Source organism: Paenirhodobacter sp. (genome assembly GCF_047600745.1).
GTDB lineage: Bacteria > Pseudomonadota > Alphaproteobacteria > Rhodobacterales > Rhodobacteraceae > Rhodobacter.
This window is the reverse complement of sequence record NZ_JASGKI010000004.1, coordinates 307,624-322,051: the sequence shown is the minus strand read 5'-3', so window position 1 is coordinate 322,051 and position 14,428 is coordinate 307,624. Positions and strand designations below refer to the sequence as shown.

At 65.9% G+C, this 14,428-nt stretch carries 14 protein-coding genes; 5 read left to right on the top strand and 9 right to left on the bottom strand.

The genetic code is table 11. The features are described from left to right. Positions 1-3 precede the first annotated feature (3 nt). A complete protein-coding gene (locus tag QM789_RS10210) occupies positions 4-855 on the bottom strand; it encodes a glycine betaine ABC transporter substrate-binding protein (RefSeq protein WP_420351812.1) in 852 nt (283 codons plus the stop codon). A 542-nt stretch (positions 856-1,397) separates the two neighbouring features. Here QM789_RS10210 and QM789_RS10205 point away from each other — a divergent pair. From QM789_RS10205 to QM789_RS10185, 5 genes are read left to right on the top strand one after another with little or no spacing between them, the layout of a single operon-like run. After that, the gene (locus QM789_RS10205; protein ID WP_420351811.1) at positions 1,398-2,315 is read left to right on the top strand and encodes a dihydrodipicolinate synthase family protein; all 918 of its coding nucleotides are present in this window, start codon (positions 1,398-1,400) and stop codon (positions 2,313-2,315) included. Between the two features lie 3 nt (positions 2,316-2,318). Next, complete coding sequence (locus QM789_RS10200; protein ID WP_420351810.1) at positions 2,319-3,821, top strand: aldehyde dehydrogenase; 1,503 nt, start codon at positions 2,319-2,321, stop codon at positions 3,819-3,821. A gap of 52 nt (positions 3,822-3,873) precedes the next feature. Then, positions 3,874-5,208: an NAD(P)/FAD-dependent oxidoreductase gene (locus QM789_RS10195; protein WP_420351809.1), complete on the top strand. Its 1,335-nt coding sequence runs from the start codon at positions 3,874-3,876 to the stop codon at positions 5,206-5,208. Next, positions 5,192-6,181, top strand: coding sequence for a LysR substrate-binding domain-containing protein (locus tag QM789_RS10190; RefSeq protein ID WP_420351808.1), 990 nt, complete (start codon positions 5,192-5,194; stop codon positions 6,179-6,181). The genes QM789_RS10195 and QM789_RS10190 overlap by 17 nt, the downstream gene beginning before the upstream one ends. A gap of 2 nt (positions 6,182-6,183) precedes the next feature. Next, a complete protein-coding gene (locus QM789_RS10185) occupies positions 6,184-7,008 on the top strand; it encodes a GlxA family transcriptional regulator (protein ID WP_420351807.1) in 825 nt (274 codons plus the stop codon). On the opposite strand, the gene QM789_RS10180 is transcribed toward QM789_RS10185, so the two are convergent. The 8 genes from QM789_RS10180 to QM789_RS10145 form a co-directional block, all read right to left on the bottom strand. Next, positions 6,989-7,732 carry an alpha/beta fold hydrolase gene (locus tag QM789_RS10180; RefSeq protein WP_420351806.1) on the bottom strand — a complete coding sequence of 248 codons (744 nt, stop codon included), beginning with the start codon at positions 7,730-7,732 and terminating at the stop codon, positions 6,989-6,991. The two genes, QM789_RS10185 and QM789_RS10180, sit on opposite strands and share 20 nt — an antisense overlap. A gap of 66 nt (positions 7,733-7,798) precedes the next feature. After that, positions 7,799-8,533, bottom strand: a complete 735-nt coding sequence (locus QM789_RS10175) for an SDR family NAD(P)-dependent oxidoreductase (protein ID WP_420351805.1) — start codon at positions 8,531-8,533, stop codon at positions 7,799-7,801. Then, positions 8,530-9,264, bottom strand: coding sequence for an SDR family NAD(P)-dependent oxidoreductase (locus tag QM789_RS10170; protein WP_420351804.1), 735 nt, complete (start codon positions 9,262-9,264; stop codon positions 8,530-8,532). Before QM789_RS10170 ends, QM789_RS10175 begins: the two co-directional genes overlap by 4 nt. Positions 9,265-9,276: 12 nt before the next feature. Beyond that, on the bottom strand, positions 9,277-10,380 hold the full coding sequence (locus QM789_RS10165; protein ID WP_420351803.1) for a mandelate racemase/muconate lactonizing enzyme family protein: 1,104 nt from the start codon (positions 10,378-10,380) through the stop codon (positions 9,277-9,279). Continuing rightward, a complete protein-coding gene (locus QM789_RS10160) occupies positions 10,367-10,942 on the bottom strand; it encodes a TetR/AcrR family transcriptional regulator (protein WP_420351802.1) in 576 nt (191 codons plus the stop codon). Before QM789_RS10160 ends, QM789_RS10165 begins: the two co-directional genes overlap by 14 nt. A gap of 76 nt (positions 10,943-11,018) precedes the next feature. Further along, on the bottom strand, positions 11,019-11,969 hold the full coding sequence (locus QM789_RS10155; RefSeq protein WP_420351801.1) for a GlxA family transcriptional regulator: 951 nt from the start codon (positions 11,967-11,969) through the stop codon (positions 11,019-11,021). Positions 11,970-12,016: 47 nt separating this feature from the next. Then, positions 12,017-13,051, bottom strand: a complete 1,035-nt coding sequence (locus QM789_RS10150) for a 2Fe-2S iron-sulfur cluster-binding protein (protein WP_420351800.1) — start codon at positions 13,049-13,051, stop codon at positions 12,017-12,019. Then, positions 13,048-14,286, bottom strand: a complete 1,239-nt coding sequence (locus QM789_RS10145; RefSeq protein WP_420351799.1) for an aromatic ring-hydroxylating oxygenase subunit alpha — start codon at positions 14,284-14,286, stop codon at positions 13,048-13,050. Before QM789_RS10145 ends, QM789_RS10150 begins: the two co-directional genes overlap by 4 nt. Between the last annotated feature and the right edge of the window lie 142 nt (positions 14,287-14,428).

Sequence of the window (14,428 nt, the reverse complement as noted above, 5' to 3'; positions counted from 1 at the left end):
GCGTTATTCCGCCTTGTTGTTTTCCCAGCGGGCAATCAGGTCGCCATGCGCCGCGATCCAGTCGGCCACGGCCTGATCCATCGTCTTGCCATCGGCCACGGCGACGTTGATCTTCGAGATTTCCTCGATCGGCACATAGACGCTGGCGATGGTTTCGCGGGCAAAGGGGTCGGCCTCGGCAAAGCCCTTCTGCGCGATCCAGTAATAGGTCTGCGGCGGCGGGAAGGCGCCCTTCGGATCCTCAAGGAAGCGCATGTTGAATTTCGGCATCATCCACATCGGCTGCCACACGGTCACCGCGATCCATTCCTGCCGGTCCACGGCGGATTTGACGGCGGCGGTCATCGCCGCGGTGCTGCCTTCGACCAGTTGCAGCTTCAGCCCGTATTCGTCCACCACATGGGCGGTTTCACGCATGATCCCGGCGCCCGGCTCGATACCGATGATCTTGCCGCCGAACTTGTCGGCATTGTCGTTCAGCTCCTCGACCGAAGTGATCGTGACGTAATCCGGCACCGCGATCCCGTCGAACAGGCCGTGCGACACTGGCGAAATCTTCTCCAGCCTCCGGTTGTTCTTCTCCCAGTAGTCCTGTGCAACGTAATCAACCTGCGATGCCAGAAGCTGCACATCCCCCTTGGTCAGCGCGGCATAGGCAATGCCCCATTCGGCAAAGGTCGTCACCTCGACCTTGTAGCCCTTGTCCTCCAGAACCTTCTTGGTAATCCCGGTGATCGGCGTCAGGTCTTCCCACGACATCGTGCCCATCTTGATGGTCTTGTCTTGCGCAAAGACGGGGATGGCGGTCATCGCGGCCAGCGCGGCGGCGCAGAGTGTCTTCCAGATCGCTTTCATTGTCTTGCTCCCTGTGGCGTGACGTCAGCTTCGTGGCATGCCCCACCCGAACCCGCGCCGGAAGCACCGTGACCAAAGGCGGGATATTCCATGTCGAGGGATAAGAGTTTTCTTTCCCGCAATGGACAATGAAAATCGCCTTCCGCAGATCGAGATGCCCCCGCAGTGCCGGGGCTTCTCATGGTCATTCACGGTGTCCGGAACCGGATTCGGCCTTTGGGACAGCACATGAATGATATGGCTAGCAAGGGATTTTCGATCTGTATTGGATGTTTGCGACAGTGTTCGCAAATAATTGCGACACGCCCAAAGAAACCGCCAATCTGCCCGCAAAACCGCCGCAGCGGAAACATGAGCCGGTATTTTTATACGGTAAAATAAGTTTTTTCTTATGTCAAGGTGATGAAAATTCTCGTTTGCGGGGCGCTGGATTTGGCCTGAAACTCCGTTCGTCCGTCTCTTCCGGCACCCCCGGAAAGGCGCCCCCTCGCCCGGCGGCGGGTCCGCCCACCGCTCCGCTATCCTCATGCTCCGGTAACGCGATGACATTTCGACTGACGCTTGAGGGGATTTATACGCCCCTTGTGACACCTCTGACAGCCGACGGCGGGTTTGATCTCGACCGGCAGGCCGATCTGATCGAACACCTGATCGAAGCGGGTGTGCATGGCCTGATCTCGGGCGGCTCGACCGGCGAGAATTACGCCCAGACGGTCGAGGAGCGGCTGGATCTCGCGCGCTTCACCGTCGAGCGGGTCAAGGGCCGGCTGCCCGTCATCGTCGGCACCGGCGCGATGCGCACACCCGACAGCATCGCGCTGGCCAAGGGCGCGCGCGAGATGGGGGCGGATGCGCTGCTTCTCGGCACGCCGCCCTATTCGGTGCCGACCGAGCGGGAAAACGCGCTCAACGCACTCGCCATCGACCGCGCCGCCGACCTGCCGGTGATCCTCTATAACTACCCGGGCCGGATGGGCGTCGCGATGGGGGAGGAGTTCCTCAACCGCGTCGGCCGGTCGCGCAACATCATCGGGATCAAGGAAAGCTCGGGCGATATCAACCGGGTGCATCTTCTGGCCCGCGATTATCCGCATATCCAGATGTCCTGCGGGATGGACGATCAGGCGCTCGAATTCTTCGCCTGGGGCGCGCGGAGCTGGATCTGCGCCGGGTCGAACTTCCTGCCCGAGGAACACATCTACCTGTATGAGACCTGCGTGCTGAACGGCGATTTTGCCAAGGGCCGCCGGATCATGTCGGCGATGATGCCGCTGATGCGGGTGCTCGAACAGGGCGGCAAATTCATCCAGTGCGTCAAGCACGGCACCACGCTGGCGGGCATCCCCACCGGGCCGATGCGCCCGCCGCTCAAGGGGCTGAACAAGGACGAGAAGCGCGAGCTGGAACAGGTCATCGCGGTTCTGAAAACCACCATCGCAGCGATCAAGGCAGGGAACTGAGCCATGACGGATCTTCTCACCCGCGAAGAATACGAGGCGCTGGCAGCTTCGCTTGAGCTGCCCACCAATGCCTTTGTCGATGGTGCCTTCCGCCCGGCGCAATCGGGCAAGACCTTCGCCACCGTGAACCCGGCCACCGGCGCGAAGCTGGCGGATGTTGCGGCCTGCGGGCCGCAGGATGTGGATTTCGCCGTGGCGAAGGCCCGCGACGCCTTTGAGGATGGCCGCTGGTCGCGCCTGCATCCGGGCGAACGCAAGCAGGCGCTGCTGCGGCTGGCGAAGCTGCTCGAACGCAATCGCCATGAGCTCGCCGTGATGGAGAGCCTCGACAGCGGCAAGCCGATCTATGACTGCGCCACCGTGGATATTCCGGAGACGATCCATGTGCTGCGCTGGCATGCGGAACTGATCGACAAGATCTATGATCAGGTCGCGCCCGCTTCGGACGACCATCTGGCGCTGGTGCTGCGCGAGCCTGTTGGGGTCGTCGGGCTGGTGCTGCCGTGGAACTTCCCGCTGCTGATGCTGGCGTGGAAGATCGGGCCGGCGCTGGCGGCGGGCTGCACGGTGGTGGTGAAACCGGCGGCGGAGACTTCGCTCACTGCACTGCGGGTCGCCGAACTGGCGCTGGAGGCCGGGCTGCCCGCGGGTGTGCTCAACATCATCCCGGGCTCCGGGGCCGAGGCGGGCGAGCCGCTGGGCCGCCATCCGGATGTGGATATGGTCTCCTTCACCGGCTCGACCGCGACGGGGCGGCGGTTCCTCGGCTATTCGGCGGAATCGAACCTGAAGGAAATCGTGCTGGAGATGGGCGGAAAGAACCCCTGCATCGTGCTCGACGATGCCGAGGATCTGGACGCGGTGGCCGCCCATGTCGTCAACGGCGCCTTCTGGAACATGGGCGAGAACTGCTCCGCGGCCTCGCGGCTGATCGTGCAGAAGGGTGTGCGCGAGCGGCTGCTCGCGAAGGTCATTGAACATGCGCGGGAGTGGAACGTGGGCGACCCGCTCGACCCTTCGGTGCGGATCGGCGCGCTGGTGTCGAAGGCGCATTTCGACAAGGTGTCGGGCTATCTCGACCTGGCGAAGGGCAAGGTGCTGATGGGCGGCAAGGCGATCGGCGGCACCCATGTCGAGCCGACCATCGTCGAGACCGCCCCCGACCACCGCATCGCGCGCGAAGAAATCTTCGGCCCTATCCTGACGGTGATCGAGGTCGCGAGCTTCGAGGAGGCGATCCGCGTCGCGAACGATACGGACTATGGCCTCGCCGCCTCGATCTTCTCCGCGAATGGCAAGCGGGCGCTGCGCGGGGCGCGGATGCTGCGCGCCGGAACCGTGGCGGTGAACAGCTTCGGCGAGGGCGACATCTCCACTCCCTTCGGAGGGTTCAAGCAATCGGGCTTCGGCGGGCGCGACAACGGCTTCCATGCGCATGACCAGTATACGCAGCTCAAGACGATCTGGCTCGACCTGACCGACAGCGCCGATACCGCGATCGACTGACCCCCCGGCCGGAGGCCCCGCCTCCGGCCCATCCTCCATTCAGAGAAAACCAATGCCAGACTATCGCGCCCGCCGCCTGCCAAACCTCGCAGGCCCCGCCGCCTGGGAGAGCATTCTCGGCCCGCGCACACCGCTGCCGCCGCTTGATGGCACCCTGCGGGCGGATTTCGCCATTGTCGGCGGCGGCTTTGCCGGTCTGTCGGCGGCGCGGCGGCTGTTGCAGCTGGAACCCCGGGCGAAGATCGTGCTGCTCGATGCGGGCCAGATCGCACAGGGATCCGCCGGGCGCAATTCTGGCTTCATGATCGACCTGCCGCATGAACTGACCTCCGAGGATTACGCGGGGGCGGATGCCGGGTCGGACCGCGCACTGATCGCGCTGAACCGCCATGCCATCGGTTTCGCGGCCGAGGCGGTTGCGGAATATGCCATCCCCGCCGGGTATTTCCGCCGCGACGGCAAGGTGAACGGCGCCGCCAGCGCCCATGCCGATGCGCAGAACACCACCTATGCCCACCACCTTGCCAGCATCGGCGAGGCTCACGAAATTCTGGACGCCTCCGCGATGCGGGAACTGACCGGTTCGGACTGGTATCGCTCCGGCCTTTATACGCCCGGCACGGTGATGATCCAACCGGCGGGCTATATCCGGGGGCTGCTCGGGGGTCTTGCGCCGCATGTGACGGTGCATGAGAACACCCCCGTCACCGGCCTCGTGCGGCTGGCGCAGGGCTGGCAGGTGCAGACACTGAAGGGCCGGGTCGAGGCGGGCACGGTGATCCTTGCCAACAACGGCCATCTGGAGAGCTTCGGCTTTGCCGAGCGGCGGCTGATGCACATCTTCCTGTTCGCCTGCATGACCGCCGAATTGCCGCCGGGAACACGGGCGGGGCACGAATGCTGGGGCGTCACGCCGTCGGACCCGATGGGCACGACGATGCGGCGGATTTCGGCGGCGCAGGGCGGCAACCGGATCATCACCCGGACGATGGCGAAACTGCTGCCCGGCATGGTCACCACCCCCGGCCAGATGCGCCACGCCATGGCGATGATGCGCGAGAAATTCGACCAGCGCTTCCCGGCGCTGAAGGGCTTCGCGATGGAATATTCCTGGGCCGGGCATCTGTGCCTGACGCAGAACAACAGCTCGATCGCCGGGCGGCTGGATCAGGATCTGTTCGGCGCGGGCGTCTGCAACGGCCTTGGCACCACGCGCAGCACGCTGACCGGGATCGCGGCGGCGGAGGCGGCACTTGGCCATGACAGCGACGCGACCCGGTTCTTTGCCGCGCAGCACCTGCCGAACCGGCTGCCGCCCGCCCCTCTTGCGCAGATCGGCGCGAACATGTTCATTCGGTGGAAGGAATGGCGTGCCCGGAGGGAATGACATCGGCAATCCCGCGAAAAACCGGTTTTCGAAGCGGCGGCACCTGCCCTCGCTCGGTTCCTTCGCGACTTTCGAGGTGGCGGCGAAACACCTGAGCTTCACCCAGGCGGCGAGCGAATTGAACGTGACGCAGGCCGCGATCAGCCAGCAGATCCGGGGCCTGGAAAAGGCGCTTGGCCGGCAGTTATTCCTGCGCAAGCACAACAGCATGGAACTGACCTCCGAAGGGCGGATGCTGCTTGACGCGGTGACGCAGGGGCTAGACCGGCTGGGCGAGGCGATCTTCCGCATCGGCCAGAGCAGTGGCAGCCAGGCCATCACCATCGCGGGCACCTATGCGGGCGTGTCGAATTTCATCAAGCCGATCACCGACGATTTCCGCCGCGACAACCCGGAGGTGCGCTTCACCCTGCTGGCCTCCGACGAAAACGACCGGCTCCAGGATTTCGAGGAGGTCGACATCGCCGTGATCTGCGGCAACGAACGCTCCGAGATCGGGCACACCCTGATCGCGCTGTTCCCCGAGGTGGTCGAACCGGTCTGCTCCCCCGCCTATCTGTCCCAGCACGGCCCCTTCACCGCGCCCGGAGACCTCGCGCGCGCGGCTTTGATGGAGTTGCACCGGATGCACTGGTCCTCGGACGCCATCGCCTGGTATCCGCTGACCTGGCGCGACTGGTTCCGGATGCACGCGCCCGAAATCAGTGAAATCCCGCAGGATTTCGTGTCGAACAGCTATGGTCTGCTGGTCGAGGCGGCGGAGCGGGGGCAAGGCGTGATCCTCGGTTTCCGTCATCTGGTGCATCAGGCGGTGACGCAGGGGCGGCTGGTGCGGATCTTTGAAAGCCCGCTGAACGCCGGGCGGACCTATTACCTGAAGCTCAACCCCCGGACCTGCGACAGTCCGAACGTGCGGGCCTTCGTGGGCTATCTGCTCGACACGATCGACGAAATGCCCCTGTTGCGGCGGTAAACATGCTGCGCATCGGGATCGTGCCGCGCGCGGGGTTCGACCTGCCCGTGCTGACCGGCTTCATCGAGGCGCTGCGTCGGAACGGGCGCTGCACATGGCGGATCATCGCGCCGGAGATGGCGCCGCTGCGGGCAGAGAATGGCATCGCGATCCTGCCCGATAGCACCGCCGCCGATGTGGACTGCCTCGCCGTTCTGGGGGGCGCCGGGCCACTCCCGGATCCGCTGTGCGCCCTGATCCATGCCGCGGCGGCGCGCCCGCTGATCGGCCTGTGCGCGGGTGTGTTCGACCTGGCCGAGGCCGGGTTTCTCGATGGCTACGAATGCAGCGTTCCCCCCGCGCAGCACCGCGACTTCGCCACGCGGTTTCCCCGCGCCCTGCCCCGTGCCGAGCCCTGCATCATGGACCGGGACCGGCTGACCTGTGCCGAAAGCAGTGGCATTCCCGGACTGGTGACCCGGCTTCTTCCGGGGGAGGCGCCTGCGCTGTTCGGCGCCCGCGATCCGCTGGTGCGGGCGGCGCTCCTGCGGATGCAGCAGAGCCTTGAGACCGCGAAGACCATCGACGATCTGGTGCGGGAGATGCGCGTGGGCCGACGCAAGCTCGAACGCCATTTCCGTGCCGATATCGGCCAGTCGCCGCAGTTCGCCTATCTGGCGCTGCGCCTCGAAAAGGCGATGCTGCTGTTGCGGATGACCGAAGACCCGATCAGCGAAATCGCCCTGGCCTGCGGCTTCTGCGACGCCTCGCATCTGGTCCGGCTGATGAAGAGCCGCCAGAACACGACCCCCGCACAGTTCCGCCGCGCTACGCCAAGAACGCCCTGAGTGCGGGCAGGACATCGCCGGGGTTCTCCTCCAGCACCGTATGCCCGGCGAAAGGCAGGTTCAGCAGCCGCGCGCCCGTGACCTGCTCGGCCAGATCTACCCCCTGACGGCGGGAAACCAGAAAATCATCGTCGCCCCGGATCACCAGCAGCGGGCAGGTGATCTCCCGCACCGAAGCGCCCGGATAATCCGTGCCAAGCCACATCGCCGTGGTGGCGCTGAACAGGCGGGTGAAGTCCGGTTCGGGGTTTTCGGTTTCATAGCGGTGGACCTGATCGGGGAACATGCCGCGCCAGTCTTCGACCGTGATCCCGCGGTAGATCTCGCGCACCGGGTCATCGTCCGGCAATTGCCAATGCGCGCCGACGGCAACGACACACCGGGGCCGCCCGGAGGCCGCTACGCGCAGCGCCACGATCCCCCCGTCGCTATGGCCGATGATCCCCGCGCCGCTCAGCCCGAGTTCGCCCAGCACCGCAACCACATCCTGTTCCAGCCGATGGTAGCTGAGCGGATCGCTCCCCAGCGTCGAGCGGCCATGCCCCCGGCTGTCGAGCGCGATGAGCCGATGATCCGCCGCCAGATGCGCGGCCAGCGGCAGGAAGTCGTTCCGGCTTCCCAGACCGCCATGCAGCAGGACGATCGGCGCGCCATCCGCCCGGCCCGCTTCCGCCACGAACAGGGCGGCGTCGCCCACGGTCACCGTTTTCCCATTGTCGAACATGTTTCCCCCCCGGCTCGCCGCGAAGACCCTACATGCCTTCGCGGCGCGCCGGAAGAGGACAGGCGCCTACGGCAGGCTGAGCTTCGCCATCCTGCCGCCGTCCACGGTATAGACCTGCCCGGTGACGAAGCCCGCCTCTTCGGCAGCGAGGAAGGCGACCAGCGCGGCGACTTCCTCGGGCCGTCCGGTGCGCCCGACCGGATGGATCCGGCCGATGTCGCGGCGGAAGGCGGCCGGATCCGGCATGCTCTCGATGAAATCGACGTTCAGGTCGGTGTCGATCCAGCCGGGCGCGACGGCGTTGACACGGATCCCCTCGGCGCCGTGATCCACCGCGACCGCGCGGGTCAGGCCATGCAGCCCGGCCTTGGACGCGCAATAGGCCGCATGGCCGGGGTTCGATCCCAGCCCCTCGATCGAGCCGACATTGACGATGCTGCCCCGGGTGCCGCGCAGGTGCGGCAGCGCGGCCCGGATCATCAGGAAAGGCGCCGTCAGATTGACCATCAGGGTGCGCTGCCAATCGGCAAGGCTCATCGCCTCGACCGGGGATTCCTGCATCATGCCCGCGTTGTTGATCAGAACGTCCAGCCGCCCGGCCCGCGCGATCAGCGTATCGACCACCTGCGCCGGGCTGTCCGGATCGGCGAAATCGGCGGGGATGCCGTCAAATTCCGCATCCGCCCCGCGCTGCGCCGTGAACACCCGCGCGCCCTCTTCCCGCAGCAGCCGCGCGATGGCCTGCCCGATGCCGGACCGCCCGCCGGTCACCAGCGCAACCTTCCCCTCGAACCGCATCATGCCACCGGCTTCCCGCCATTGACCTCGACCAGCGTGCCGCACATGTAGCGCGCCGCGTCCGAGGCCAGGAACAGCACCACATCGGCGATGTCCTCGGGTTCCGCGATCCGGCCGAGCGGCACGGTTTTGCCCAGCTCGGCCACCGCCTTATCGGGGTCGAAGCCCCGGCGGGCAAAGCCCGTGCGCAGCATCGGCGTGTTCACCTCGTTCGGACAGACGGCGTTGATGCGGATGCCCTGATGCGCATGGTCCATCCCCATGCACTGCGTCAGCGAGGCGATCGCCGCCTTGGTCATGCAGTAAAGCGCATGGTTCGGCCCCGGTGCCTTGCCACCCCAGCACGAGGCGGTGTTGACGATCACGCCCCCGCCCTGCGCCGCCATCAGCGGGATCGCCGCGCGGCAGATGCGAAACGGCGCCTCGACATTCACGCCCAGCGACAGCGCCCAATCCGCATCGGTCGATTCCGTGACCGGGCCGCGCGTGATCACACCCGCATTGTTCACGACAATATCCAGCCGCCCGAGCGCGTCATGAGCCGCCTGCGCCAGCCCGTCGGCATAGCCCGGATCGAGCAGGTCGCCCGGCAGATGGGCCTCCGCCGTGATGCCCGACACATCGCGGTCGGCCACCGCCACCCGTGCGCCCCGCGCCCGCAATGCCGTGACGATGGCGGCGCCGATGCCGCCCGCCGCGCCGGTGACCAGCGCGGTCTTTCCCGTGAAATTCATCTTTTTCCCCTGTCAGAAACTGAAGATCGGCGCGCCAAGCGCCGCCACATCGGGCGTAACGCCCAGCCCCGGCCCCGTTGGCCGCCGGATATGGCCACCCTCGATCCGGATGCCGTTCTCCGGGTCGAAATTCCCCTCGATATAGGAGGCCGCGACCCAGGCGCCTTCGCACAGGTCGGGCCGCATCGTCGCCGCGATCTGGGTGCAGGCCGCCGCGATCACATCGCCGCCCCAGGCATCGTCGCAGGTATGCGGCAGGTTGCGCGCCTCGCAGATGTCGCGGAAGGCGCGCATGTTCTGCAAGCCTCCGATCCGCGTGACCTTCATCCCGAAGCCATCGACCAGCCCGGTGCCCGCCGCGCTGATCACGGTGTTCAGGTCGATGCTGTTTTCGTCCATGTAGATGCCATGCGAGACCTGCGGACGGATCTTGCGCAGATCCTCGACGGTGTTGCAGGGCTGTTCAAGGATGAAGGGGATGTCGGGGCATTCGCGGCTGACGCGCAGGGCGTCGCGGGTCTTCCAGCCGCGATTGGCATCCACCGCCATGCGCATGCCGCTGCCGCGGATCACCTCCCAGACCTTGCGGATCGCCTCGATGTCCAGGTCCACGGGCCGGCCGCCGACCTTGACCTGAATTCGGGGATAGCCCTCGTCGCGGACCTCGGCGGCGATGCGGGCGGTTTCGTCCGGATCACCGACGATGGTGGAATAATAGGTCGGCACCCGGTCGGTGACCGCCCCGCCCAGCAGGTCCGCCACGCTGACCCCCAGACGCTTGCCGATCAGGTCATGCGCCGCGATGTCCACCGCCGCCTTGGCATAGTTGTGGCCATTCAGCAGGCCGTTCATCCGGCGCTGCAAGGCCAGCGGCCACAGATCCGCACCGATCAGCCCCGGCGCCATTTCGATCAGCGCGGCGCGGGCGCCACCGGTATGGGCCTCGGCATAGGTCGGGCCGACGGGGCAGGTCTCGCCCCAGCCCTCGGTCCCGTCCTCGGCCACGAGGCGCACCAGCGTCGTGTCGAGCGACCAGACCTGGGCATTGGCCATCGTATAGGGGCCATCCACCACCGGCAGGTCGTGCTTGTAGATGTGAATTTCACGCAGTTTCATCGGGTTCGGCCTCTTGCCAAAGGGAAATCCGTTCAGCCGCCAGAAGGGCGCGCGCGGCGCGGAGCGCGGCGGCGGTGGCGGCTTCGGGGCCTTGCAGGCGCGCGGCCTCGGTCAGCCCCTCGTGCAGCAGGAACAGCGACTGGGCCAGCGCCTCGGTCTCGTGCCCCGGCGCAACGGCCCGCAGGCGCGTGCGGAAGTCATCGGCCAGCCGCCCCTTATGCGCCAGAACCACCGCCCGGATCGCATCGCTTTCCGGATAAGCCGCGAGCGCATTCAGGAACAGGCAGCCCGTGTTCGCCACCTGCCCGAGCCAGTCGCCCAGCCGGACCAGCGGATGCAGCACATGCTCTGCCCCCGCCTCCGGCCCGCCCGCGATCCAGTCGGCATAGGCCCGGTCGCGGTATTCGAGCGCGCCGATCACCATCTCCTCCCGGCTCGGGAAGTATTTGTAGAGCGTGCGCAATGACACCTGCGCCCCATCGCGCAACGCGCCGACGCCCTGTGTCGCAAAGCCCATCTCGGCGAATTGCCGGTCGAGTTCACGGGAGATTCTCTGTCGCATATCCATGAACAGAGGGTAGAACGATCATTCTACATGGATGCGCCGCAAAGCGACCATTCCGGAAAAGCGGCGACGCTCAGCCAATCCGCCCGCGCTGCGTCCGGGGCGGAATGCCAAACGCCGCCCGATAGGCGCGCGAGAAACTGCCCGGATCGTCGAAGCCGCACGACAGCGCGACATCGGTCACCGACATCTCCGTCTGCAACAGCAGGTAGCGCGCCTTTTCCAGCCGCAGGTCGAGGTAATAGCGTTTCGGCGTCTTGTTCAGCAGCTTGCCGAACAGCCGCTCCAGCTGCCGGGCCGAAATGCCGGTCTGGCGCGCGATCTCGGCCTGGGGCAGCGGCGCGTCGAGGTTGGCGCGCATGATCCCGATCGCACGGACCAGATGGGCGTTGCGGATCCCGGCGCGGGCCTGAAGCGAGACCTTCTGCGCCGAGGAGGCGCTGCGCACGGCGTTGTAGACCATCTGATCCGAGACCGCGACGGCAAGGTCATAGCCGTGATCGCGCTCGATCAGGTTCAGCATCAGATCCGCCGTCGCCGTGCCGCCCGAAGCGGTGATGAACCGCCCCTCGGCCACGAAGACATTGGGGACCAGATCCACATCCGGAAATTCGGAGCGGAAACTGTCGTGATATTCCCAATGGATCGCCGCCGCCCGCCCGTTCAGCAGCCCCGCCTTCGCCAGCACCCATGCCCCCGAGCACAGCGCGCCGATCCGGGTCCGGCCACCCCGGTCCATCTTGCGCAGCGCGGCGATGAGCGCGCGGCAGTCCTTTTGCTGCATGTTCAGCCCGGACAGGACGAACAGCCGCTCGCCGGGCGGCAGCGCGTCGAACGGGTGCTGCACCATGATCACCGTGCCGTCGGAACTCGTCGCCGTTCGGCCATCGCGCGAGGCATAGGACCAGCGGTATAGCTCCCGCCCGCTGATCAGGTTCGCGATCCTGAGCGGATCGACCGCGCAGGCAAAGGCCAGATGGGTAAAATCCTCGACCAGGGCAAAGATGAAATGCTGCGGCGCCATCGGTCTTTCCGGATGTGAGACGACGGGCATCCTACGCCGCCCAGAGGTCAGGCGTCGATCCCGACATCGCCCACCGGTTTCGAGCAGCAGGCGAGGATATAGCCCTCGTCGATATCCTCGTCCGAAATCCCGCCGCTGTGGACCATATGCACCTCGCCCGACAGTTTGCGCACCTTGCAGGTGCCGCAGACGCCGAAGGTGCAGCCCGAGGGGATCACGATCCCGGCCGAGCGCGCCACCGCCAAAACGGTATCTGCCTTGGTGCAGGCCGCCTCGACCCCGGAGGCGGCAAAGGTGATCCGCGCGCCCGCCTGCGCATCGGGGACGAAATCCTCGGGCTCTTCGACGGGCGGGGCAAAGCTCTCCTGATGGTACCCCGCCATGTCATAGCCGAGCGCGATCAGCATGTCGCGCACCGCCGCCATGAAGGGTTCGGGTCCGCAGCAATAGACCTCGCGCTCCATGTAGTCGCCCGCGATCAGGCCCAGCATCACCTGATTGAGGCGCCCCCGGAAGCCGGTCCAGACCTGATAGGGGTCCTCCTCCTCGACGATGAAATACAGCCGGATCGAGGGCACCCGCGCCGCCATATGCTCCACCTGCCGCCGCGCGATGATTTCGGACGGGCGGCGGGCGCAATTGACCAGCGTCACGTCGATATCCGTGCCCCGGTCAAACAGCCATGTGGTCATCGAAAGCGAGGGTGTCACCCCGGAGCCTGCCGAGATGAACAGGTATTTCTTCTTCTCCGCCCGCGGCAGGGTAAACACCCCCGCCGGACCGGATGCCCGGATCCGCATCCCCGGGCGCAGATGGTCGAGCATCCAGCGTGTGCCGATGCTGCCGTTCTGCGCCTTCACCGTCACTGAAACCGACAAGGGCCGCGAGGGTGAGGACGAAATCGTATAGGTCCGCCACACCGTGCCCCCCGGCACCGGCAGTTCGAGCGTCAGGAACTGCCCCGGCTCGAACCGGAACAGCGCCCCCGTGGGCGAGACGAAGCTGATCGTCGCGGTATCGGGCGCCTCGGGCACCACGGAGCAGCAGGCCAGCTCCTCACTGTCGCGCCAATAGTCCATCATTCCGCCGCCAGCATGCTGCGCCCGGTGATCGCGCGGATCAGCGTATCGGCATACCAGTCGGTGAACTGGATCAGCCCGCCTTCGTGGATTTCCGAATAGGGTCCGGGGGTATAGGCCGGGGTCAGGATGCCGCGCTGGTTGTTTTCCACCACCTCGCGGTCTTCGTCATTGGTGGCGATCCAGACTTCGGTGAGGCGCTTGAGGTCGTAATCCCTGCCCTCCTGCGCGTCCTTGTGCACCAGCCATTTGGTGCAGACCTCGGTCTCCGTCGCGCTCAGCGGCGTGACGCGGAACAGGATGACGTGATCCGACAGGAAATGGTTCCAGGTGCCGGGATAGCGGAACTTCAGCAGCGCGCCCGCATCGCGGAACGGCAGGCTGGAATTCGGCAAAGTCGCGGCGACCTTGCCATCCATCGTATAGCTTTCGGCCCCATCCAGAAGCGGCGTGCGCACGAAGCGCCATTCTCCGAGGTCCGAGATTTCATAGGCCGAGGGCGCGCCCACCGCCTCGCAGCGCGCGACATGCAGATCCAGCGCCCCGGCCAGCCCGCCATCGCCATTGTTGCCGATCGCACGCGGATCCTCGGGGAAGGTGCGGCACAGCGACGGGTGGTTGCCCGCACAGTGATAGCATTCGCGGTTGTTTTCCCAGACCAGCTTCCAGTTGCCCTTTTCGACGATGGTACTGCTGAAGGCGATCTTCGAATTCTCAAGGTCATGCGGCGCCAGATAGCGCGCGGTTTCCCGGGCCAGTTCCTCGATATCGGGCGCCTGATCGGCGACGCAGATGTAGACCATCCCCGACAGGTTGCGGCAATGCACCGGCTTCAGCCCGTGTTTCTTCGGGTCGAACTCCGGCCCCATATCGCGCGCCCAGAGCAGGCTGCCGTCGAGGTTGTAGGTCCATTGGTGATAGGGGCAGACGATCTTCGGATTGCGGCCCTTCTTGCTTTTGCACAGAACCGATCCGCGGTGGCGGCAGGAATTGTGAAACGCGCGGATCTCGCCATCCGAGCCGCGCACGATCACCACGGAATAGACGCCGACCTCGTGCACCACATAATCCCCGGCCTTCGGGATTTCGCAGGAAGGGATGGCGAACAGCCAGTCCCGATACCAGATGTTGTCCATGTCGACCTGAAACACGCCCGGGTCGCAATACAATTCCTGCACCAGAGAATGGGCGGGCTTTCGGCGCATCAGCAGGGACAGGACATCGGGTTCGCGCAACATGGCTTGGCTCCTTTGCGGGCGGGCTTTCGGGGAAAGTTCGGGCGCTTGCGGGCGCCGTTGGCGGATGATCACCACGGAACACGCTGCCGCACTTCGCAATTTCCGACATGGATGCCAGAGCCCGCGACGTTCTGCATCACGC

What these genes read in the sequence shown, in the direction of transcription:
- QM789_RS10195 (WP_420351809.1), top strand. Translation starts at nt 3,874, where the DNA reads ATGCCAGACTATCGCGCCCGCCGCCTGCCAAACCTCGCAGGCCCCGCC.
- QM789_RS10145 (WP_420351799.1), bottom strand. Translation starts at nt 14,286, where the DNA reads ATGTTGCGCGAACCCGATGTCCTGTCCCTGCTGATGCGCCGAAAGCCC.
- QM789_RS10210 (WP_420351812.1), bottom strand. Translation starts at nt 855, where the DNA reads ATGAAAGCGATCTGGAAGACACTCTGCGCCGCCGCGCTGGCCGCGATG.
- QM789_RS10165 (WP_420351803.1), bottom strand. Translation starts at nt 10,380, where the DNA reads ATGAAACTGCGTGAAATTCACATCTACAAGCACGACCTGCCGGTGGTG.
- QM789_RS10160 (WP_420351802.1), bottom strand. Translation starts at nt 10,942, where the DNA reads ATGCGACAGAGAATCTCCCGTGAACTCGACCGGCAATTCGCCGAGATG.
- QM789_RS10185 (WP_420351807.1), top strand. Translation starts at nt 6,184, where the DNA reads ATGCTGCGCATCGGGATCGTGCCGCGCGCGGGGTTCGACCTGCCCGTG.
- QM789_RS10170 (WP_420351804.1), bottom strand. Translation starts at nt 9,264, where the DNA reads ATGAATTTCACGGGAAAGACCGCGCTGGTCACCGGCGCGGCGGGCGGC.
- QM789_RS10180 (WP_420351806.1), bottom strand. Translation starts at nt 7,732, where the DNA reads ATGTTCGACAATGGGAAAACGGTGACCGTGGGCGACGCCGCCCTGTTC.
- QM789_RS10200 (WP_420351810.1), top strand. Translation starts at nt 2,319, where the DNA reads ATGACGGATCTTCTCACCCGCGAAGAATACGAGGCGCTGGCAGCTTCG.
- QM789_RS10155 (WP_420351801.1), bottom strand. Translation starts at nt 11,969, where the DNA reads ATGGCGCCGCAGCATTTCATCTTTGCCCTGGTCGAGGATTTTACCCAT.
- QM789_RS10150 (WP_420351800.1), bottom strand. Translation starts at nt 13,051, where the DNA reads ATGATGGACTATTGGCGCGACAGTGAGGAGCTGGCCTGCTGCTCCGTG.
- QM789_RS10205 (WP_420351811.1), top strand. Translation starts at nt 1,398, where the DNA reads ATGACATTTCGACTGACGCTTGAGGGGATTTATACGCCCCTTGTGACA.
- QM789_RS10175 (WP_420351805.1), bottom strand. Translation starts at nt 8,533, where the DNA reads ATGATGCGGTTCGAGGGGAAGGTTGCGCTGGTGACCGGCGGGCGGTCC.